We start from the raw sequence: 19,915 nt of genomic DNA, 5'->3' as shown, positions 1-19,915 counted from the left end.
AAATGAGTAGAATTAGCCCAGGTGCTATGAATGACTTAAGAGCACAAGCCCACGATACTTTAATGTATATAAGAGAAGACATCCGAAATAATCGACATTGAATGGTATTTCCTTTTAATGTTTATAGTTCATATATTCCTGATACTGAAACAGGTTGAAAACCTAATAATGCTAAACCTAGTGATTATGGTAGTTATACCCGCATATTTGATAATATGGAAAGTACTATTGCTCAATGACAAGGCAGTTTAAAAATAGTTCAAAAATATAAAGGTGAAGAAATTAATATCTTAACGATAGATGATTTTAAAAATCAACCTATTAATTCAACGATATGAGCAAATAATGAAAAACCTTTTGCAATAAAATTAAAAGATGAAAATGAAAATAATTATTGAAAATTAATTGATGGTGAAAATATTTATGATATTAATAAAATGTTAGAATACTTAAAACAATATAAATTAAGTTATTTTATGAATAATGATAATAAAGCAGATAATTTTTATACAAAAGAAGTTAAAGTTGGTAAATATTGAGATGCTTATATGATTGATGATAGAAGTTCTATTCAATTTGGTGAAGCAAAATTTGAACAAGTATTTACTCAACAATCAACAGAACGACAATATACTTTATTAATTTTAGATGAAGATGCTGAGAAATTAAATATTAATGATTATTATAATTTTTATACTGTATTTAGTGATCGTGGTTTAAATATTGGTGGTGGTGATATTAATTCTGCACCCCAAGATAGACAATGATTATATCCCTCAAATGTTATTAATTATTATTCACCTTATGATGGTAGTTTTTTATGACAAGAAATTACTTTTTCAAGTATTAATGACAAAATTAGTCATAGTGGTTTATCAGTACGACAATTTATACAAACAAGTGCCCCAGGTGAGGGTTATTGTTTTCCTAAAATAACTTATGATGAAAAATTAAATAAAGGAATTGTTGAATTAGATGAGATTTTATTAAAAGACCCAGGCGTTAGAGCAATGGCAGTTAAATTTTATGGTAATCCTATTTTATTTGATATGCCAGTAATTGGGCGACCAATTATTAAGGGTGAATTTAATAAAAAAGTAATGAATTCAAGAGATTTATTAATGTATAACATGTATCCTGCTCCACCTGATAAAATAAATACTTATGCATCACCCGAAGTAAGTTGATATAACATTCAAGGGATACAACCAACAATGATAACAGGATTTAAAGATTGAAAACAAGATATGGAAAGTAGATATGACTTTTGAAGTTCAAAAAATAGTGAAGGTATTGTAATAACAGATAAAGCAACAACAACAGCAACTAATCCAACTGTTGGAACAACTATTAAGGAAGAAGATAATAATTCTGAATTTTATTGGTCTAAAAGTTGAAAAATAACACCACCAAATAAAGTAAAAGTAAATGAAAGTAATAAGGATAATATTATTAGTACCCAAGCATCATCTTATTTTAGGAGAAAAGATGAATTTGGTAATACTGTTGGACAAGTTCAAATTGAATATAATAAAATGGGTTCATGTAATGTTTGAGATATTTTAAATATGAATAATTTTATTAATTGGCAAATTACCGTATTACCTTTAAACTATACACAAAAATTAGTATTTAATCCTTTTACAATACCAGGTGGAGTTGGTAAATTCTTAAACTTTATTTCATTTGGTATTCCATGAGGATGAGTAATTAATCAAGATAAAAAAACTTGACCTAATTTTCAATGACTTAATGGTTTTATGAGTGCTAATGTTTATAGTTTTTATAATGATGCATTTTGAGGTGATAATGCCAAAGGTAAGGGTTATTTACCTTTTGAAATATTTAGAGAACAAGGTAATGATAAAGTTGGTGCTATTTTTGGAGCAAATGCTACTAGTTTAGGTTTTACAACTTTATTAACCGATAAATGTAAAGGTACTGTTTTAACTAACGATGGTAAACCAACAAGTGAGTTAGTTTATTCAACTTATAATTTAAAACAATTAAACCCTAAAACTAACCGAGTTTATCTAATTAATGAAAAAACAAAAGCAGTTGATGCTCAAACACCAGTTAGTGATAGTGAAAAAGATAATGATTGTGAATTCTTACAAACACCAGATGGTACTGATTGTAGTTATATAATTGATATGTTTTCAATTCAAGCATTATATAAAGGTAATTTTGAAATTATCTTTTATGCTGATAATCCATATACAAATAATGAAGAAGATTATTTACGCTTATCAGTGTGGAGTTTTCGTGGTAAAACAAAAAGTGTATTAAATAATTATTTACGTGATATGACAACTAATTATAAAACTAGTTTCTTATTACCACACGACTATGAAATACCAACCTTTAATTATCCTCAATATGTTCTTCCACCAATACCATATAACTATCAACCTTATACAAAAGATATTATGCCTTCTGATGTAGTATTACCATTAAAAACTAAAATTACAGCATCAGCACAATGTAAAAATATAATTGAATATCCAGCAACTTTATTTTCTGATGAATTTAAGGATGCTTATTATGAGGTTGAAATTGATTTAAAACAAATTGACCCAACAATTCAAAGTATTGAAAAATTTAAAAGTGCTTATAAAACTATTGAAATAAGTAATCTTAATAATTTACAAGTTGAATGTGGACCACCAAATATAGAAAATTTTATTCCTAATAGAAATGTTAATTTATTAGAGGGTCAAAAATGTGATCATAATATTGGTTCATTAAGCAATATTACTTTACAAGAAAGTGGTCGTTCACAAAATGATAAAGTTAATTTTGATAATACAATAACTTTATATACCGATAATATAAAAGTAAATGATATTAAAACATTTGCCACTGCTAAAACTAATGGATTACCAAGTTACGATGATTATGAAAATATTTATAAAATTAATAATAAACAAGCATATATTATATTTTTATTACAAATAACATCTCTGTCAAATAAAGTTGATAATAAAATTAAAGAAACATATTTACAATCATATTATACTAATGATGTAAAATTAAAAATTAGATTTTCAAAAAAAATTCTTGCAATATTATCGGGTAAAGATTTAAAACCTTCAAAATGAACATATCTTGGTAATGATAAAGATATAACCATAGATGTTTCTAATCCAAATGTATTAGGAATTAGAAATAAAAGCAATAATCCTGTTAAAATTACAATTAAACCAAATTAAAAAAACAAAAAGAGATTTAATATCTCTTTTTTATTATCCATTAACTTTTACATTACCATTATCATCAATAATTAAATCGGGTTCTTGTGTATCTAAATTTCAACGATAAACTGATTTAATATAGTCTTCATAATGTTTTCCTTTACCCCATATATATTCTGTTGAATTATCTAATAAATTGCCAGTTGCTAATAAAATGTCATTATTTATAGTAAAAATAAATCCAACGGGTCTTTCACCTCAATCTGTTTTTAAACCGCTACCTTTTTCACCATCATTTTTTAATTTAAATACTTTTCACGCATTATTTAAACTATTTCTGGCAACAACATAAAAATACTTATTGTTTATTTCTTTAAATGGTTTTTCTTGGGGTGCTATTCATTCTAAGTTGTCTTTAATTTCTTGCTTATCTGTATTTATTTGGTTTTCTGCTTTTAATTGTGCTAATTCTTCGGATGTATATTCTTGTGGTGCATTACAAGCAACTACATTTGTTGTGCTTGTTCCTAGTAATGTAATTGCACCTATTATACTTAATAATCTTTTCATTGTATTCTCCTTCTTTATTTATTAGTTAAATTATATAATAAAAAATAAAAAAAGAGATATTAAATCTCTTTTTTATATTTACTTTTTATTAAATGGCGGAACAGGAGAGATTTGAACTCTCACATCGGTTACCCGACCTAACATCTTAGCAGGATGTCCTCTTGTCCAATTTGAGTACTGTTCCATATGGAAATACTAAAAATGTCGTATTTTACATCATTTCAATTTTATTATAACACTTTTATGTTATTTGTTTAGTATTTATATATAAAAAGTATTGTATTGGTAAAATAATAGTGTAAAATAAAGTTAATGGTTTAATCTTTTGTTAAAAAAGCGTATTTCCGGTTTAAGCTTTCCGCCTTAAAAAGAGTTTATGCTGACTTGTTAATCGGACAAGAATAAAAAAAGAGAGGTTTATAAAAATGGCAATTACAAAAGAACAATTAATAGAACAAGGTTTAAGTGCTGAAATAGCAGATAATATATTAAATGAATTTAATAATGAAGCAAAACAAATTAGAGAAAGTTTGCAAAAAAGAACTGATACTATTTCAAAAGAAGAGTATTTAAAAGTTGCTAATGAATTAGATGAATTAAAAGCTTTTAAAGATGTTCCATCTACTAAAATTGAAGATATTAAAACTAATTTAGATAAAGTTAGTGGTAATTCTTTAAGTGAAAGAATGCAAACTTTAAAAGAATTAAAACCTGATTTGTTTGTTGAAGAACAACAATCAGTTTCACCAACTAATTTTATTAAAGATATGATTGAAAAATCTACTGAAAATAAAAATGATGAAATTGAAACTATTAAAGAAAAAGGTGCATATACACCTGATGAAGTTAAAAAATTAACTGATTTCACACTTAAAAACCTTAGATAATAAGGAGTGAAAATTATGGCAACAATTAATGTGCCATAAGTACCTTTTACATTACAAGGTAATACAACAGATCAAAAAGCATATGTTGATATGGTAAATGCTTTATTGCGTGGACCTTTATATAATGAATATGCAAGTATTATGCAATATGCAACAGCAACTGCTGAACAAGTTGCTTATTTACCTAATGCTGGACAAGCATTATATAATTTAACTCATCGTGTGGTATGACAAAATGATTATTCATTACCAAATGGTGGGACAACTCAAACTATGGGATTAACAAGAATTCCAGTTCCTATTGATAAAAGATTTAATTTAAAATTAATGAATGAAGCTTTTGATTTAGCATTATTAGAACAAAATATTAAAAATGGTGTTATTGCTGATGCTATTTCTAGTGTTGTTCAAAATAAATTTGTTAATTTAGAATGTGAATTAATTCAGGATATTTATGATTATTGTTTAGCAGATGGACAATATGAAGTAATTCCGTTTCGTACTTATACAGCAGATAATGCTGATGATGCTAATCGTGCGTTTTTTACATTAAATGAAACTTTAATTGAATTAACTAATCAAATTAGTAATTTATATTTTGGTTTACCAACAGATAAAATGTTTATGGTTTTAGGGCGAAGAGCTTATTTAGGATTAACACCTGCTTATTTAAAAGTAATTGGTTCACAAGCACAATTAAAAGCAATGGTTAATGGTGAATTATATGAAAATACAGCAATGGGTATTCCAGTATCTAAAAGTTTTCATTTAGAAAAAATATATACAAAAGGACAAGTTAATCGTGATAAAGGTTATGATTTTACTAATGTAAATGGTTTAATTATTAATAAACAAGTTTGAGCATATCCAATTAATATGGATACTATTCAACAAGTTTTAGATAATGATACTGCTAACCCTAAATGAATTGGTAAAGTTCAATATGCAACACCAACAATTTTATATCCAAAAACATGTAAAATTATTTTAGAAAGACAACCAACACAAACAGAAATTACACAAGCAATTAATAATTTAAATATAACTTACCGAGTTCCGATTGACTATACTATTGGTAAACCTGCTTTATCAACAGTTATTACAACACCTAATTTAGGTCAAATTACAATGGTTGGTGATACACCAACAACAGCAGAATTAGAAACTGCTATTAAGACAAAAAATACTAATTATCAAACTGGAGATGCAACATTCTCTGATATTACATCTACTGGCGCATTAGCAACTGGAAATCCAAATAAATATAGTGGAACAGTTTCTTTAATTTATTCAAAGTAAGTAGCGCCATAGATATTCACGATAAAATTAAAAATGTTGATAGTTTAACAAATGATGAAATAATTAAAGGAATTATTGTACCTCAAAAAGTATCAAGTGAAGATTTAAGGCCGCTTTTAAATGATAAAGTTTTAAAAGCAGTTAAAGCGGTTGATGCAAGTTTAACAACAGATGATTATGATTGATGACCGTTATATTATCAAGGTTCACCATCAAGTTATGATATTACTACAACAGATATTTATGTTGATATTTATATTGCTGGTAAAAATAAAGCAACTGGTGTTTCACAAGTTCAGTATTATAAAGTACAAAAAGTAAATCAAATAAGTATTAAACAATTTAATAAAGATAATATTGGAACTTTAAAAACACCTTGATATAGTGATGTTCCTGATTTAACTAAAAAAGCAGATGTAATTACTGAAATGAATACTGGTCTTATTAAAGCAATTCAAAAACTTAATGCTGGTTTAACAACTTCAGATTATATTGTTAATATTTTAGATTATGATCATTCAATATTTAATGATAGAGATGAGGGTAATTTTAGCAATAATGTTTCGGTACCATATAGTTTAATTGGTACAAATTGATTAACTGGTGAAACAACAGGAATGGAAATTACAGTTCCTGCTGCTACTAAAAAAACTTAATTATGAATTTATTAATTTTAAGAATATTAACCTTATTAGTTTCTAATTTAGAAAATAAAACATTAATAAATAAATTTGTTAATTTAATTAATAAAGTTAATCAAATTAAACAAACAGTATTAAAACCAATTAATTATACTACTGGTAAATATAAAAAAATTACTAATAAAGTTGAAGATATTTATCAGTGGTTAGACCCATTTACTTACTTAAATTTAATTAAAAAAGGTTATAAAAAAGAAATTCAACAAATATTAAATCAATTAGAAAAAGAAAATAATATTAAAAATAGAGAACAATTTAAAAATGAAAATTATCTAAATACTAATTGACAACCTTTAAATAGTAGTTGACTTGATAGTGGTATGTTTAATATTACAAATAAATTAACTTTAACGGGTAATTTAACTATTTTAATATATACAAAAACAGCAAAAAACCCTAAGTTTTATGGTCCATATGTTTATCCTAGTGTTCCAGTGGAAATTTGAAAATTATTAAGTAATGCTGTATCTAATGCAGGGACTTTATTTTGGCGTTATTGATTAAGAAAATGATTACCTAGTCATTTAAGAAATTATATTAAAAAACGATTACCACAAGCATTAAAAGAAAAATATCCAAAAGGAAATATTAAATTAACATTACCAACAGTTCAAAAATTACAGCAAATTAAAAAGTTTATTAATAATTTAAAGATTGGGCATTTTAATTTTAATTTTGCTGGCGAAATTAATAATAAAAAATGATATCGTGAACGCCGAAATGATATTAAAAATATTAAGAATTTATATAAAGCACCAGTTAATAGTAAATTTTATCAGGTTAATAAATCTATTAAAACAATTAATAAAAATAAAAGAAAAGTTAATAGTTATAAACCATCTAATTTAAAAAATAAATATCGTAATCAATTAAGGGGTGTTTTATATGGAAAATAATTTAAATAATTTGTTATTTATAACAGTTGAAGATGTTAAAGAAAGTAAACTTTGACAACCAATTAATGATAGAAAACAATCTGCTTATAATGATAATTTAATTTATAATGCTATTTTAAAAACTAGTTTATGAATGGATAGATTATCAGGTGGAACAATTTCCGATAAGATTAATAAAAAAGATTTATTTCCATGAGTAAAAAAAGATAATACAGGTGTAATTGAATATGATAAATGATTAAGTTATATTCAATCTGGTTGTTTATTAGCAGTTATAAATTGATATTTACCAAAAGGAGTAAATGATTTAACTGGTAGTGCATCATTTTCACAAGGTGGTGTTGCTTATTCACAAACTAATGACCCTGAAGCAAATGAAAATATTACTCGTGATGTTAAAAATGCTTTAAAATTAGCAGGTGAAATAATTGATATTATATCTAGTAAAACAAATATAAGACCATATAATTATAATTTAGGAAATTATGCTCATCCATGAGAAGAAGAATATAAATATATTACTAAAAAAACATTTTATGAAACATTATTATTTTGATTAAAAGAACGATTTCAAACAGATAATTCAATTAATATAACTTATCCTACTATTAATGATTTTAGTAAGATTGATTATAATGAGTATATTAAATTAATAGTGCCTTTTGATAAAGATACGATTTATTATGAAAATAATGTATGAAAAGCAAAACAAGGCGGTGATATACCATCTGATGTTATTAAAGATAGTGATTTAAATAAAGATTATATTGATAAAGAAGATGGAAAATATATTGTTAAAAAAGCACAAAGTGGTAGTTCAATAACAGTTAATGCCCCATTACATCAAAAAGATAATGGTAGTTTAGAGTTATTATTATCAGATGAATTTGGTATTGAAAATAATAAATTATCGTTTAATAAAAGTTTTAAAGATACTTTTGAACAAGTAATAAAATGAATATTTGATATAGGTAAAAAAATAAAATGAGAAAAAGTAAGTATATCTTATACACCTGATAGTGCTAAGTATATTGATATTCCTGAATTTTCAGAAGAATATCGTTATCAAGTTTGATTATCACCAACTAATCGTAAAGGTGCTGAAGGTATGTTATGACTTGAACCACCTTATTTTACAGAAACAAAAGAAAATAAAACTTTATCTAAACATCAAGCAACTTGTTTTATTGATGATTTCGATAAAACCCCTTATAGTATTGCTTTATATAGTGCTAGTGGTCGGATTTATTTAACTAATGGTTCAGAGGGTTCTAATATACCAATTAATAGTGTTCGTATTTTTCGACAAGAGGTGTAAGTATGATAGATAAAGAAAATATTATTATTAAAAATGAAAATGGTACTTATTGACAAAGATTAGGTTTTGAACAAAGAAATCCAAGTCAAAGTTTTAAAGCATGAAAAAATCGTAAGTTTTTAAAATATGATAAATATCCATTTCATATTAAAAAAGCATATATTATGCGATATAATGCACTGTCAATTTTATATCATACTCCATTTTTAAGTTTATATGGATTATTTTTTACTAGTTTACATTTTAATTGAATACCAACATTAGAACCAATTAAAGAGTTTATGTTTGGTCAACACGATATAACTGATGGTGGTTTTTTTGGATATACTGGGATTATTATATCTTATCCAATATTACATGGTACTGCTTGATTAACAACAAAAATACCTAAAATACCAGCAATTAAATTACCGATTGGTAAATGTTTAGAGCAAGTTTATAAAATACCAAGTTATATCTTATATTTAATATTATTTGGTTGATTAATATTTCGTAAATATCTTAAAAAACATAATGTTAATATTTGTCATAATTGTAAAAAAACAATAGAACAAGTTAAAAGTTGAAATGAATATTGTCTTAAAAAAAGATGAAATAAATAGACTATATAGGGGTGGTAGATATTTTTGGGTGGTTATATAGTCTATTTTATAAATTATTTTGTTCTGAAAGAATAGATGGCCACTGTTTTAGTAAGGATAGAAAGGAAATAAAAAAATGAATATTTCAACAGATACATTAATGATTGTTTTGCTTGTATTAGCGGGTTCAGTTGGAACTGGTAGTCTTGGCGTTCTTGGTTTATCTGCTAAAAAAATTAAAAAATATAAAGCAGAAATTAGAGAATTACGAACTGCTGTAATTGCTCATGAAAAGCATTTACGCGGTGCTGAAAGTGCAACAGAATTAGCAATTAAAACTGGACAAATTAAAAATGTCAAAAAACAAGTTAAAATTAATGATAAAGAATATGCTAAAAAAGAAGCGATTGAAAAACTTACAAATAGCATTTAAAAAAATAACCTTAATTGGTTATTTTTTATTTGTTATTATCACCATTTTCATTTTTCTCTTGTAAAATAAAATATATTTATTACAATAATAATTAAAATTGTTATTATTAACGCTATTAAAATGTTTTCATATTTTAAACATTCATCTATTCAACCAATTTCTATTATATAAGTATCAATTCTCTTTGTTTTTAATCCAAATTTAAACGTAGCAATAAAAATTAAAATTGGCATAAATATTAATCATAATAATAAAAAATCAATTAATATATATAATAAAATTAACCGAGTTAACTTTTTATTTTTTTTACTCATTTTTATTATCTCCTTTATTATTTACAATATAGTAATTAATAAAGTGCTGTACTCTTTGGTTGTGTGTATATAATTCAGGTAATTCATTTCATATTTTTTCTTGTTCTTTATTTAAGTAAACATTAATATTTCTAATTACAACTTGATGATTTTTTGTTTTCATAATATTACCTCTCATAATTAGCAATAATAATTGCATCGCGGAGATGATTACTTATTTTTTCATTATTATAAAATCAACCTTTACCATATTGATAAGTTAAATTAGGATCTTTATCATATTTTCATAAACAACTATTATTATATTTACTTAAATTTTCCATATTTTTAACAACTGATTTAGTATATTTTGGTGATACTCAATTAATGTCACCTCAAAACTGTTTTTGTAAAACACCTAATAATCTCAATAAATCATCGCGGTCTTTTGAACCATTAGCACTTGTTGGTAAACAATCTTCAACATTAATAATCTCGCCTGATCGCTGATATTCTCAAATAATCTCAATAATATAATTATCATGATATTTTCAATCTTTATTTGTAAAATCTAGTTTTTTAATTAATTTATTATCTTCATAAATAACAATACCAGTAGTACCAGTACCTGATGGGTCAATACCTATTTTTATCAAGTTGTTCACTCCTCATCATTATTAACTGCTGGTACTACATTTGAGATATCTTCTTCTTTAACGACATTATCGTTAGTGTCTGCTATTTCTGGATAAGATGGGGTATTTATATTATTTAATAAGGGTTCATCGCTAATTTGCCCTTTATTTTTGGCGACATCAATATCTTTAAATGAAATATATTCAAAATTACCATCTTCTTTAATTTCTTTTTCATCTAAATCAATATCAGATATATCAATATCTGCTTTTCTTAATAAAATACCTTGATAATTTCCATTTTTATCTTTTGCAAAAGCATAAGCACCAATAATTTCATTATAATCACTAGTATTTGCATTAAAATTAATTTCATGTATTTTAGGACATGAATTTAAACTATCTCATTCAAATTTTTCACCTTTAAATATAATTGCTTTTCTTGGACTATACCCTGCTTCTTCAATTTTTTTACAATAAACTTTACTATCAATAACAGTAGTTAAACTATAAATATTCATTTTTTTATCTTTATCTCATTTTTTAAATGGAATAATATTAAAATCTTTACCAAAAATTAACCCTTTATTACTTAATTTAATAATTCCTAATGCTGTTATTTTTGCATTATCAGCATTATTAACTAATTGCATATAACTTTGTCCATTTTTCATTTTTAATTCTTCAAGTGCTAATATATTTTCTTTTACATATTTATCATTAACTTTTAATTCATATTTAATAATTGCACCTTTAATATATTGTTGTAATTCATTTGTCATTTTATTTCACTCCTTTAATTTGAATATTTATTCCTTTAATACCAACTACTTTATTATCAGTATTTGTATCTCATTGTGCTTTAATTGTATTTTTAACTAACTTTTCATCAAAAATTAAATATTTAATTAATTGTTTTAATTCATATTGATTAGCATTTTCTAAAAAATCATCATCAATTCCAATTACTTCAATATCTTTTATTAATAATTTTTCTTTAATTAAATTAATACCAACTTTTTTTAATTCTTTTGGTTCTAATGATTTATCAATTTGCTCAATTTGTTCCATTACACGAACTTGTTCATCTTGAATTTGGTCTATATCAAGACCCATATCTGGTGTTAAACTATTTACTTTTTCAATTAATTCTTGTTTTTTTAATTCTTGTTCTTTTAAAAACTCATTTTGCTTTTGAATTCGCACTTGATTAATATTATTTTTAATTTCAATTTTATGATTTTCAATATATTTTTCAAAATGAATAATATTAGTATGAATACGATTTAAAGCATCTTTAAATTCTTTAACTGGATCTAATGGTTCTTTAAAAACAATATCAATTTTAGTTAATGTTGATGGAATATCTTTTAAATGCACATCTTTATAACCAGTCGTATTATATTGATTACGATGTCTGTATATAAATTCTGCTAATTCTTGTCCATTTTCATCAATTCATTTTTTAATATTTAATGCTTTTAAACTTAATTCTTTAAAATCATTACCTTTAATTGCAAAAGGAAAAGAAACATTTTGAACTATATTTTTCATTATTTTTCCTCCTTACTAGGTAATTTGTCATATTTAGGATTATCTTTTAAAATTAGAATATACTTTGATAATTGTTCTTCTGTTGGTTCTTCTTCATCTTCAACTATACATTGGTCTCAATGTCCGTGATAACTACAATAATATTGAGCATCAAAATCTTCTTTATATAATATTTGTTGTTTTAATTCTGTAAGTTCTTCTTTAAGTTTTTCATTTTCTTCGATTTTGTCTTCAAACATTTTATTAAGTACTTCTTCAGTTTTTAAACTTCAATTTAAATCTTTATTTAATTCTGTAAGTTCTTCTTTAAGTACATCATTATCACAAAATAAACAATAATCAGAGTTAATTTGATTAACAGGGCATTGACATTTTTTACAATATTTTGCCATTATTCATCCTCCTTAATAACAGTTAATTGGTCTAATTGTTCTTTAAGTGCTTCATTTTCTGCTTTAAGTGCTTCATTTTCTGCTTTAAGTGTTCGTATTTTGCTATTAAGTGCATCAATTTCTCATTTAATTGAATGAATGCGGCTATTAAGTACATCAATTAATTCTGTTATATCCATTATTCATCCTCCTTAATAACAGTTAATTGGTCTAATTGTTTTTTTGTAATTCTAGCACCTAATAAACAAGCATTTTCTAAATTAGCACCTACTAAACAAGCATTTTCTAAATTAGCACTTCGTAAATTAGCATATTCTAAATTAGCACATCATAAATCAGCACATCATAAATCAGTACCTTGTAAATTAGCACTTCGTAAATAAGCACCTTGTAAATCTAATGCTTCATATTCTAAATATTCATTTATTTTTTGTTCTTCAACAGTTATTCCTGTTAAATCTTTAATTAAAGTTTGTATTGTTTTCATTTTATAATTCCTCCTTATTTTTAATATTTTTAATTCCTTGATAACTATTAAAGTAATATTTATGATTTCTAATTTTAAATTTATTAATTGTTTCTAATGGTTTATTTTTGATATCATAATCTGAGAAATCAAAATAACCAGCACAATAATTACAATGTGAAATAAACTTACTCATTATTAAATTTCCTCCAAATTTTTTTCTGCAATTAAAGTATCAATATAGTCATAAGCACTTTCTTCTGAATGACATTCTTCTAATGCTTCATTAAATAAATCTTCTTTTGTGTAAACTTTGCCATCTTCATCTTTTCACATATTATTTATCTCCTTGTCATTTAATATTTTTATCTTCTAAATCAATAATGGTTGTTTGAGAACAACTTTTATTTTTAGCAGTATATTGTGCTTCTTCTAATGTATAAAATAATTCAGTATCTATTCCAGTAAATGAACTATTTGTTATTAATAAATATCTTTTTTCCATAATTTAATTCCCCCTAATTTTGTTTTCCTAATGCTCAATGTTCATCAGTAATTTCATTGTGTGTAGGGATATATTTATTTTGTTTATCACATTTAAAGCAATAACCTCAATATCTTTTTTTAAGACAATATTTCTTTTTCATATTTACCTCCTGATTATTAATTTTGGTAATTGTTGGTATATTAACTACAATGTTCTACAATTTGTAGTTGTTTATATAGTTAAGACGCCAGACATATATGTCTTCCTTCTTCCGTGCCCATTTGTGCTTTCGCTCTGGGATTTAACGCTCAGTTTTTGAAATTAAATTTACTTGCATCCATATGAAGGACCGAATGCTAATCGCAAATTTAATTGTTTGTGTCGCCATCTCTATTTTTATTGTGGTTTGATGTTAGCCTTGGACACATCACCACTATCGCAAGTTATTAAAAATAATAACCAACGCCGATTTGCCTCTTTCCTCATACACTATTTCAGTACTTGCCTCGGATGGCTGTGGGAATGAGTTAATACTCATGTTCTTATGGAAGCACTTAGTTATTTAAAATAACCGTCCCACTCTGCATTAAGTTGTTTTATAAAATCAAATTTTTAATGAACCAGTTTCATAATCAAAGATAATTTTTGAATTTTCTAGTTTTTGATAAAATTGCTTTTGTGTTTTATCTTTTACTTTATTCAATAAATTTCTATGTTTTTCACAAGTTCATAAAACTTTATTTGATACAAATTCTTCGGTGATGAATGATGATAATTTATAACAATCATTAACATCACATATTTTTTGTTGTTTAATTATCATTACCTCCTTTTAGGAGTTGTTTTATTTCAAATAAAAAAACAACTCTAACAAGAGTTGCTTTTTTGCCGCTTCATCGTACACGATGCCATTTTAAATTATTAAGTTTTTGTTTTTAAACTAAATAAGTTTATTATATTTTAATTAATTAATAATATGTAAATTAACTCATAAAATATGTTATTAAAATAATAAAATATGTATTTATTAATTAAAATTTAATAAATTATTTTTTAGTGTGTTTAATTTTATATTTTTTATTTATTTATTTTATGATATTTTTTTATTATAAATAAATATTTTTATTATTTTTGTTATTTTCTTGTAATCTTTAAAATGTGTGTGGTATACTACAAATTTTATGAAAATTAGACTTAATAAATATTGTGATTCTCCGAGAGAATTTATTTATCGTTATTTTTTAAAATTTGGTGTTAAATTTCCTGTTTGTGTTAAAACATTGTATAAATGAATTCGTTTGGGTTTTTATGGTTTTTTAAAACAGAATTTGCTACATCGTGGTAAAAAATATAAAACAAAAGGAAAATCTGATAATCGTGGTAAATTAACTGATTTTAAGTCAGTTTGAGATATTGAAAATAAAAAATAAATAAAAAATCTGATATTGGATGATTTGAAATGGATACTGTTGTTGGAAAAAACCATCAATCTAGTTGTTTAGTTTTAGTAGAACAATCAAGTAAAAAATATTTTGCAATAAAATTAGAAAATCATACTGCTAATGAAGTTTTTGAAAATTTTAAAGAAATTGTTATAAATAATAATTTAATTGGAAAAATAAAAGGAATAATAACAGATAGAGGGAAAGAATTTAGCAAATGACGAGAAATGGAAATATTTGCTGAAACACAAGTGTATTTTTGTGATCCTGGTTCACCACAACAAAAACCTTTAATTGAATATATTAATAGTGAATTAAGATATTGATTTCCTAATGGAACTGATTTTAATAATGTTAGTCAGAAAAGAATAGATTGAGTAGTTAATGTTATAAATGATAAACTCCGGCCGTGTTTAAATTGAATAAGTGCTAAAGAAATGTTTTTGCAGAATATATAAACAATAAATATTTAAAAATGTATATTAAATTATAAAATATGTATTTATTAATTAAAATTAATAAATTATTTTTCAGTGTGCTTAAATATGGATAAAATAAAAGAAAAATTAAAATATTTTTAATTTTTTTAAATTTATGGTTGATTTTTGTAATTTTTATTATATTATCATAATTTTACAAATAAAAAAACTCTGAAAGTGCTAATTTGTTTTTTAATTATGGTCCGGGTGAAGGGACTTGAACCCCCACGAGTTACCCCGCCAGATCCTAAGTCTGGTGCGTCTGCCAATTCCGCCACACCCGGTTAATCTGTTTTAAAAATGGTCTCCTGTAAAGGACTTGAACCTTTGACCCACTGGTTAAAAGCCAGTTGCTCTACCGACTGAGCTAACAGGAGACAGGCAATGGTGCTGGCTAGAAGAATTGAACTCCCAACCTACTGATTACAAGTCAGTTGCTCTACCTATTGAGCTAAGCCAGCTTATTAATAAAAATGGTCGGGTGTAACGGACTTGAACCGCTGACCACCTGCTTGTAAGGCAGGCGCTCTCCCAACTGAGCTAACACCCGAAAATGGTGACCTGTACGGGGTTTGAACCCGTGAATGCATGCGTGAAAGGCATGTGTGTTAACCGCTTCACCAACAGGCCGGTAAATATCAATAAAAATTTTCAAAAAAAATAATGGCGCCTAGTGCAGGACTCGAACCTGCGACCGATCGGTTAACAGCCGATCGCTCTACCAACTGAGCTAACTAGGCATGGCATATCCTTTTAACCTTACTAATTATATACTAAAAATGAAAAAACAAGCAACTATTTTTAGGATTTTTTTATTTTTTATGAATTATATCTTCAAAAAGATATCATTTAAAAGAATAAAACATATTATTTTTTGTTAAGATATAGTTATAGACTTGATAAATAATTAAAGGAAGATAACAATGAAAATTACTACTGAACAGCAAAAATGATTTATTATTACAAAACCAATTAACTTTTTAGGAATCAAAACAATTGGTAAAGATATTAAAGAGTTACCAAAAACTTTTAAAATTCTTTTAATTTGCATTGGGATTATTGTTACTTTTTTATCTTTTTTTGATTTTAATCATTTTATTGATGCTAACCATAATCCTTCTTTTTTTAGTATTGTTAATATCTTAAATACTCCCAAACCTTATTTAGGAAATATTCCTAAATGAATTGACGCTACACTTTATTCATTAAGTGGTTTAGTCAGTTTTACAAGTATTTTAAATGTTGTTTTAATTAGTTTTGGTAAAATGAGCAATTATTTTTGAGGATTAATTAGTGTGACTACATTTGGTCTTTTTTCATTTGGTTTTGGTTATACTGGTTATGCTCAATTAAATTTATTTTTTTATTTACCATTTCAATTTATTGGTTGATATACATGACAAAAAACTTTTATTTTTGAACAAGATTCCTCATTAAACATTCGAAATTCAAAATGATTAATAATTTTACCAATTTCTTTAGGTATTTGTGCTATTCTTGCGATTGCTTGATATTATGAAATTCCAGCTTTTCATTATGCATTAGTAAAAACAGATTATGCTTATTTAAACCAACCTATTGCTCATATTTTTGACAGTACAATCAATAGCATCGCAATTATTGCTTCAATTTTAATGTTTTTACGACTAAAAGAACAATGAATTTTATGATTAATTTCAAATATTTTACAATTTGCAATGTTTGTAGGAGTTAATAGTATTGGTGCTAATTATCCAATAACAATTAATATTAATATGTTAATTCAAACAAGTTTTTTTATTGCAAATAGCATCATTGGCTTTTTAGTTTGAGGTGGTTATTTAAATAAAATAAAATCAGGATAATGCTCCTGATTTATTAATATTTTCTTGCTTTATTAGCCATAATAAAATTATAAAACATTGTTATTTATAGAAAATTAATTAGAATAATCTTTATATATTAAATCATTATTTATCTTATTTTGTTTTTAACCAGTTTGGACAAAAGCAAAAGCAATAAAATAAACAATAAAACAAAGATCTAAAATGTAAATTGGAATGGCAACTGTTTTAGCTTTTTTAGTAATTAAACAAATAAAGGCATAAGCAATAAATCCAAGTGCCAACCAATTTGTAATTGAAAATGTAACTATCATAATGATAATAGTAAAGAAGGCTGAAATTCCAAATTCTGGTTTAACTCACTCAATATCTTTAATTTGACTAACCATTAATGTACCAACAAAAATCACGGCAGCTCCAGCAATTGCCGGAGTAATTAATTTAAAAATTGGAAAAAGTGGAATTGCTTCTAAAAACATTAACCCTGTAATAATAGCAGAAAAACCACTTCGAGCCCTTTGGGAAACTCCCGTTGTTGATTCAACAAAACTAGTAACCGGAGAACAGCCTAAAAGACTTCTAGTTAAAGTTTCTACTGAATCTGCCATTAAAGCACGTGATTTTAATTCATATTTTTCACCAGTTGTTAATGAAATTTGATTTGAAACAGAGTATAACGTTCCTGTTGTATCAAAAAACAACAAATAGGAAAACAAAAATTGAAATATACATCGTTGGTGATGTTCAAATTTTTGGATTAGCAAATGCTGCAAATGTTGATTTTAAAGTGGTATTAAAACCATTAAAATCACTATAACTTCTTTCCTTTCAATGTTCAAAATTATGGCGAATGAAATCATTATCAACAACATTTCCGACAATCAAAGAAACTCCTAATCGCCCCAAAATTGCAATGGCAATGGCTCCCGGAATTTTTTTAAAATGTAAAACTAAAATTAACATTAAAACACCAAATCTCATTAAAATTATTGGTCAGTTAGTTTTTAAATTTCCTAATGTTGCAACCGGAATTCCGCCATTAACAACAACCCCACCTGGAGCAACGGCATTATAGCCAACAAATCCAATATTGTGTAAACCAATATAAGCAATAAAAAAACCAATTCCAGCACCAATTGCTAATTTTAATAAATCTGGTAGTAAGAAAAAAGTTGATTTTTTATAAAAAATATAAATAAATTAATTAAATACAAATTAAAGTAATGGCTTATCCTTTCTCTTTTTTAGGTTTTAAATTCTTTTTCAAAATATCAATATCAAATAACTCCAATCGTTCTTTAACACTTAATTTTGTGATTTCCGACCAATAATATTCTTTTTTATTAACAATTTCATCATTTTTTAAATCACGCACAAATTTTAATCATTGACTATCATATTTATTCGCAAATTCAAGGGGAATAATTATTTTAAAAAACCGAATTCCTAACCCAACATCCGACTTATGTTTTACTCTTTTACCTTCTGCTGTTCGTTCTACTGATTTTGTTTTTCAAATTTCATAATCCGTTATATCTTGGAAAATCCCAATTCGCATAATAAAGAAACGATTAAAAAAATTAAATCCTTTTTTAGCAACGGGTTTTTTCAATGAAATTGGAATAATAATCCCACTTGCTAACTGGCGAATATTATTTCAAATCATACCCTCACGCTGAGCAGTAAACAACGCACGATGTCCAAAATGTCTCGCTAAAACAATTCACGGTATTTTACCACTATGAACTTTTTTCTCATCGTGAGGACTAGTTCCATCAATATATAAATAACTTTCATCAAATAAAATAACACTATCATCGGGCGGAACTGGTTTTGTCCGATCTGTAAAATCTAAATTTTTAAATGTTAAAACTTTAACTTTATCATCTTCTAACGGATAATTACTATAAATTTTATCTGTCAATAATTTCATAGTTTGCGACAAATAAGTTAAAAGTAATGTTTTACCAGTTCCTAACTTACCAATAATTACCGATAACGGATTATCTCAAACAAAATTTACTAACCGAAAAGAATTTAACTGATAAAAAATATTTTTTCACAATCATCACACAAAATATACACATTGCAAAGCAAATAATATTCAAAATACTAAACCAACACAATACAAAGAAATTATCCAAAGTAATAAATCAATTAAACTAAACAAAAGCATTGAACCACTAATATAACAATAGTTTTTAAAGAAAAATATAAATTTTTTCATTATTTAAAATACCCAACTATTTTAAAAACCATTCACAAGAAAAACCAAGTTAAAAACAAAATCACAATTCAAACACCAACCATCAAAGTTAAATATTCATTTTGTGTTAAATTCCACATTGTAATACTTTCAACATTCGCCTTATCTATAAACAAAAAGATATAAATAAAAAACTCTTTGAATTCTTGTCAATCATTTTGCATTTTTAAAAACTCCACATTTTTTGAATAAGTTTAAA

The 19,915-nt window shown here is 25.2% G+C and carries 27 protein-coding genes, 7 tRNA genes and 1 pseudogene; 11 read left to right on the top strand and 24 right to left on the bottom strand.

The annotated features are described in order from the left end of the window. Positions 1–2 precede the first annotated feature (2 nt). Positions 3–3,212, top strand: coding sequence for a hypothetical protein (locus tag SDAV_RS09350; protein WP_114565377.1), 3,210 nt, complete (start codon positions 3–5; stop codon positions 3,210–3,212). A 33-nt stretch (positions 3,213–3,245) separates the two neighbouring features. Here the strand turns inward: SDAV_RS09350 and SDAV_RS09345 are convergent, their stop codons facing one another. After that, entirely contained in the window at positions 3,246–3,764 is a 519-nt protein-coding gene (locus SDAV_RS09345; RefSeq protein WP_114565376.1) for a lipoprotein, read from the bottom strand. A 93-nt stretch (positions 3,765–3,857) separates the two neighbouring features. After that, positions 3,858–3,948: transfer RNA gene (locus SDAV_RS09340), tRNA-Ser, on the bottom strand. A gap of 241 nt (positions 3,949–4,189) precedes the next feature. Between SDAV_RS09340 and SDAV_RS09335 the strand changes: the two genes are divergently transcribed. From SDAV_RS09335 to SDAV_RS09305, 7 genes are all read left to right on the top strand, one after another. Beyond that, positions 4,190–4,651: a hypothetical protein gene (locus SDAV_RS09335; protein WP_105299328.1), complete on the top strand. Its 462-nt coding sequence runs from the start codon at positions 4,190–4,192 to the stop codon at positions 4,649–4,651. Positions 4,652–4,741: 90 nt separating this feature from the next. Continuing rightward, positions 4,742–5,950, top strand: a complete 1,209-nt coding sequence (locus tag SDAV_RS09330) for a hypothetical protein (protein ID WP_114565375.1) — start codon at positions 4,742–4,744, stop codon at positions 5,948–5,950. A 428-nt stretch (positions 5,951–6,378) separates the two neighbouring features. After that, positions 6,379–6,606 carry a hypothetical protein gene (locus SDAV_RS09325; protein ID WP_114564596.1) on the top strand — a complete coding sequence of 76 codons (228 nt, stop codon included), beginning with the start codon at positions 6,379–6,381 and terminating at the stop codon, positions 6,604–6,606. A gap of 2 nt (positions 6,607–6,608) precedes the next feature. Then, complete coding sequence (locus SDAV_RS09320) at positions 6,609–7,547, top strand: hypothetical protein (protein ID WP_114564597.1); 939 nt, start codon at positions 6,609–6,611, stop codon at positions 7,545–7,547. After that, positions 7,537–8,865 carry a hypothetical protein gene (locus SDAV_RS09315; RefSeq protein WP_114565374.1) on the top strand — a complete coding sequence of 443 codons (1,329 nt, stop codon included), beginning with the start codon at positions 7,537–7,539 and terminating at the stop codon, positions 8,863–8,865. Before SDAV_RS09320 ends, SDAV_RS09315 begins: the two co-directional genes overlap by 11 nt. A 2-nt stretch (positions 8,866–8,867) precedes the next feature. Continuing rightward, the gene (locus tag SDAV_RS09310) at positions 8,868–9,467 is read left to right on the top strand and encodes a hypothetical protein (RefSeq protein ID WP_114565373.1); all 600 of its coding nucleotides are present in this window, start codon (positions 8,868–8,870) and stop codon (positions 9,465–9,467) included. Between the two features lie 115 nt (positions 9,468–9,582). Next, positions 9,583–9,879, top strand: coding sequence for a hypothetical protein (locus SDAV_RS09305; RefSeq protein ID WP_114564600.1), 297 nt, complete (start codon positions 9,583–9,585; stop codon positions 9,877–9,879). 35 nt (positions 9,880–9,914) lie between these two features. Here the strand turns inward: SDAV_RS09305 and SDAV_RS09300 are convergent, their stop codons facing one another. The 13 genes from SDAV_RS09300 to SDAV_RS09265 form a co-directional block, all read right to left on the bottom strand. After that, positions 9,915–10,193 (bottom strand): hypothetical protein, encoded by a 279-nt coding sequence (locus SDAV_RS09300; RefSeq protein WP_114565372.1) that lies wholly within the window; start codon positions 10,191–10,193, stop codon positions 9,915–9,917. Beyond that, complete coding sequence (locus tag SDAV_RS12255; protein WP_186823374.1) at positions 10,186–10,356, bottom strand: hypothetical protein; 171 nt, start codon at positions 10,354–10,356, stop codon at positions 10,186–10,188. Before SDAV_RS12255 ends, SDAV_RS09300 begins: the two co-directional genes overlap by 8 nt. Before the next feature lie 4 nt (positions 10,357–10,360). Further along, positions 10,361–10,837, bottom strand: a complete 477-nt coding sequence (locus SDAV_RS09295; RefSeq protein WP_186823373.1) for a hypothetical protein — start codon at positions 10,835–10,837, stop codon at positions 10,361–10,363. Further along, positions 10,822–11,589, bottom strand: a complete 768-nt coding sequence (locus tag SDAV_RS09290; RefSeq protein WP_114565370.1) for a hypothetical protein — start codon at positions 11,587–11,589, stop codon at positions 10,822–10,824. Before SDAV_RS09290 ends, SDAV_RS09295 begins: the two co-directional genes overlap by 16 nt. Position 11,590: 1 nt before the next feature. Then, on the bottom strand, positions 11,591–12,361 hold the full coding sequence (locus SDAV_RS09285; RefSeq protein ID WP_114565369.1) for a hypothetical protein: 771 nt from the start codon (positions 12,359–12,361) through the stop codon (positions 11,591–11,593). After that, positions 12,361–12,753 carry a hypothetical protein gene (locus SDAV_RS09280; RefSeq protein WP_114565368.1) on the bottom strand — a complete coding sequence of 131 codons (393 nt, stop codon included), beginning with the start codon at positions 12,751–12,753 and terminating at the stop codon, positions 12,361–12,363. Before SDAV_RS09280 ends, SDAV_RS09285 begins: the two co-directional genes overlap by 1 nt. Next, on the bottom strand, positions 12,753–12,932 hold the full coding sequence (locus tag SDAV_RS09275) for a cell division protein ZapB (protein ID WP_114565367.1): 180 nt from the start codon (positions 12,930–12,932) through the stop codon (positions 12,753–12,755). The genes SDAV_RS09280 and SDAV_RS09275 overlap by 1 nt, the downstream gene beginning before the upstream one ends. Further along, the gene (locus tag SDAV_RS09270; RefSeq protein ID WP_114565366.1) at positions 12,932–13,240 is read right to left on the bottom strand and encodes a pentapeptide repeat-containing protein; all 309 of its coding nucleotides are present in this window, start codon (positions 13,238–13,240) and stop codon (positions 12,932–12,934) included. The genes SDAV_RS09275 and SDAV_RS09270 overlap by 1 nt, the downstream gene beginning before the upstream one ends. Position 13,241: 1 nt before the next feature. Then, complete coding sequence (locus tag SDAV_RS12250; RefSeq protein WP_155522074.1) at positions 13,242–13,415, bottom strand: hypothetical protein; 174 nt, start codon at positions 13,413–13,415, stop codon at positions 13,242–13,244. A 2-nt stretch (positions 13,416–13,417) separates the two neighbouring features. Further along, on the bottom strand, positions 13,418–13,555 hold the full coding sequence (locus SDAV_RS12245) for a hypothetical protein (RefSeq protein ID WP_155522097.1): 138 nt from the start codon (positions 13,553–13,555) through the stop codon (positions 13,418–13,420). A gap of 1 nt (position 13,556) precedes the next feature. Further along, on the bottom strand, positions 13,557–13,724 hold the full coding sequence (locus tag SDAV_RS12240; RefSeq protein WP_186823344.1) for a hypothetical protein: 168 nt from the start codon (positions 13,722–13,724) through the stop codon (positions 13,557–13,559). 13 nt (positions 13,725–13,737) lie between these two features. After that, positions 13,738–13,866: a hypothetical protein gene (locus SDAV_RS14150; RefSeq protein ID WP_281268794.1), complete on the bottom strand. Its 129-nt coding sequence runs from the start codon at positions 13,864–13,866 to the stop codon at positions 13,738–13,740. Positions 13,867–14,292: 426 nt separating this feature from the next. Further along, positions 14,293–14,529, bottom strand: a complete 237-nt coding sequence (locus SDAV_RS09265; RefSeq protein WP_114564610.1) for a hypothetical protein — start codon at positions 14,527–14,529, stop codon at positions 14,293–14,295. Between the two features lie 367 nt (positions 14,530–14,896). Here SDAV_RS09265 and SDAV_RS09260 point away from each other — a divergent pair. Beyond that, positions 14,897–15,606, top strand: a pseudogene (locus tag SDAV_RS09260) (IS30 family transposase); the annotation flags it as partial. Positions 15,607–15,826: 220 nt separating this feature from the next. Here the strand turns inward: SDAV_RS09260 and SDAV_RS09255 are convergent. The 6 genes from SDAV_RS09255 to SDAV_RS09230 form a co-directional block, all read right to left on the bottom strand. Further along, positions 15,827–15,911 (bottom strand) — tRNA-Leu (locus SDAV_RS09255). A 17-nt stretch (positions 15,912–15,928) separates the two neighbouring features. Next, positions 15,929–16,004: transfer RNA gene (locus tag SDAV_RS09250), tRNA-Lys, on the bottom strand. Positions 16,005–16,012: 8 nt separating this feature from the next. Beyond that, positions 16,013–16,088: transfer RNA gene (locus SDAV_RS09245), tRNA-Thr, on the bottom strand. A 13-nt stretch (positions 16,089–16,101) separates the two neighbouring features. Then, positions 16,102–16,177, bottom strand: a tRNA-Val gene (locus tag SDAV_RS09240). Between the two features lie 4 nt (positions 16,178–16,181). Next, a tRNA-Glu gene (locus tag SDAV_RS09235) sits at positions 16,182–16,257 on the bottom strand. Positions 16,258–16,291: 34 nt separating this feature from the next. Continuing rightward, positions 16,292–16,367 (bottom strand) — tRNA-Asn (locus tag SDAV_RS09230). 183 nt (positions 16,368–16,550) lie between these two features. Here SDAV_RS09230 and pnuC point away from each other — a divergent pair. Next, a complete protein-coding gene (pnuC, locus tag SDAV_RS09225) occupies positions 16,551–17,471 on the top strand; it encodes a nicotinamide riboside transporter PnuC (protein ID WP_245938378.1) in 921 nt (306 codons plus the stop codon). 125 nt (positions 17,472–17,596) lie between these two features. On the opposite strand, the gene SDAV_RS13580 is transcribed toward pnuC, so the two are convergent. Further along, complete coding sequence (locus tag SDAV_RS13580; RefSeq protein WP_245938377.1) at positions 17,597–18,151, bottom strand: solute carrier family 23 protein; 555 nt, start codon at positions 18,149–18,151, stop codon at positions 17,597–17,599. A gap of 149 nt (positions 18,152–18,300) precedes the next feature. Here SDAV_RS13580 and SDAV_RS13575 point away from each other — a divergent pair, with 149 nt between their 5' ends. Beyond that, the gene (locus tag SDAV_RS13575) at positions 18,301–18,525 is read left to right on the top strand and encodes a hypothetical protein (RefSeq protein WP_245938376.1); all 225 of its coding nucleotides are present in this window, start codon (positions 18,301–18,303) and stop codon (positions 18,523–18,525) included. Positions 18,526–18,678: 153 nt separating this feature from the next. On the opposite strand, the gene SDAV_RS09215 is transcribed toward SDAV_RS13575, so the two are convergent. Both SDAV_RS09215 and SDAV_RS09210 read right to left on the bottom strand, forming a co-directional pair. Then, positions 18,679–19,677, bottom strand: coding sequence for a hypothetical protein (locus SDAV_RS09215; protein ID WP_114565365.1), 999 nt, complete (start codon positions 19,675–19,677; stop codon positions 18,679–18,681). After that, positions 19,677–19,880 (bottom strand): DUF2649 domain-containing protein, encoded by a 204-nt coding sequence (locus tag SDAV_RS09210; RefSeq protein WP_114564286.1) that lies wholly within the window; start codon positions 19,878–19,880, stop codon positions 19,677–19,679. The genes SDAV_RS09215 and SDAV_RS09210 overlap by 1 nt, the downstream gene beginning before the upstream one ends. Positions 19,881–19,915: the final 35 nt, after the last annotated feature.

Source organism: Spiroplasma phoeniceum P40 (genome assembly GCF_003339775.1).
Classification (GTDB): Bacteria; Bacillota_I; Bacilli_A; order Mycoplasmatales; family Mycoplasmataceae; genus Spiroplasma; species Spiroplasma phoeniceum.
Note: the sequence above shows the minus strand (reverse complement) of the source record. Positions and strands in the feature narration are given on the sequence as shown.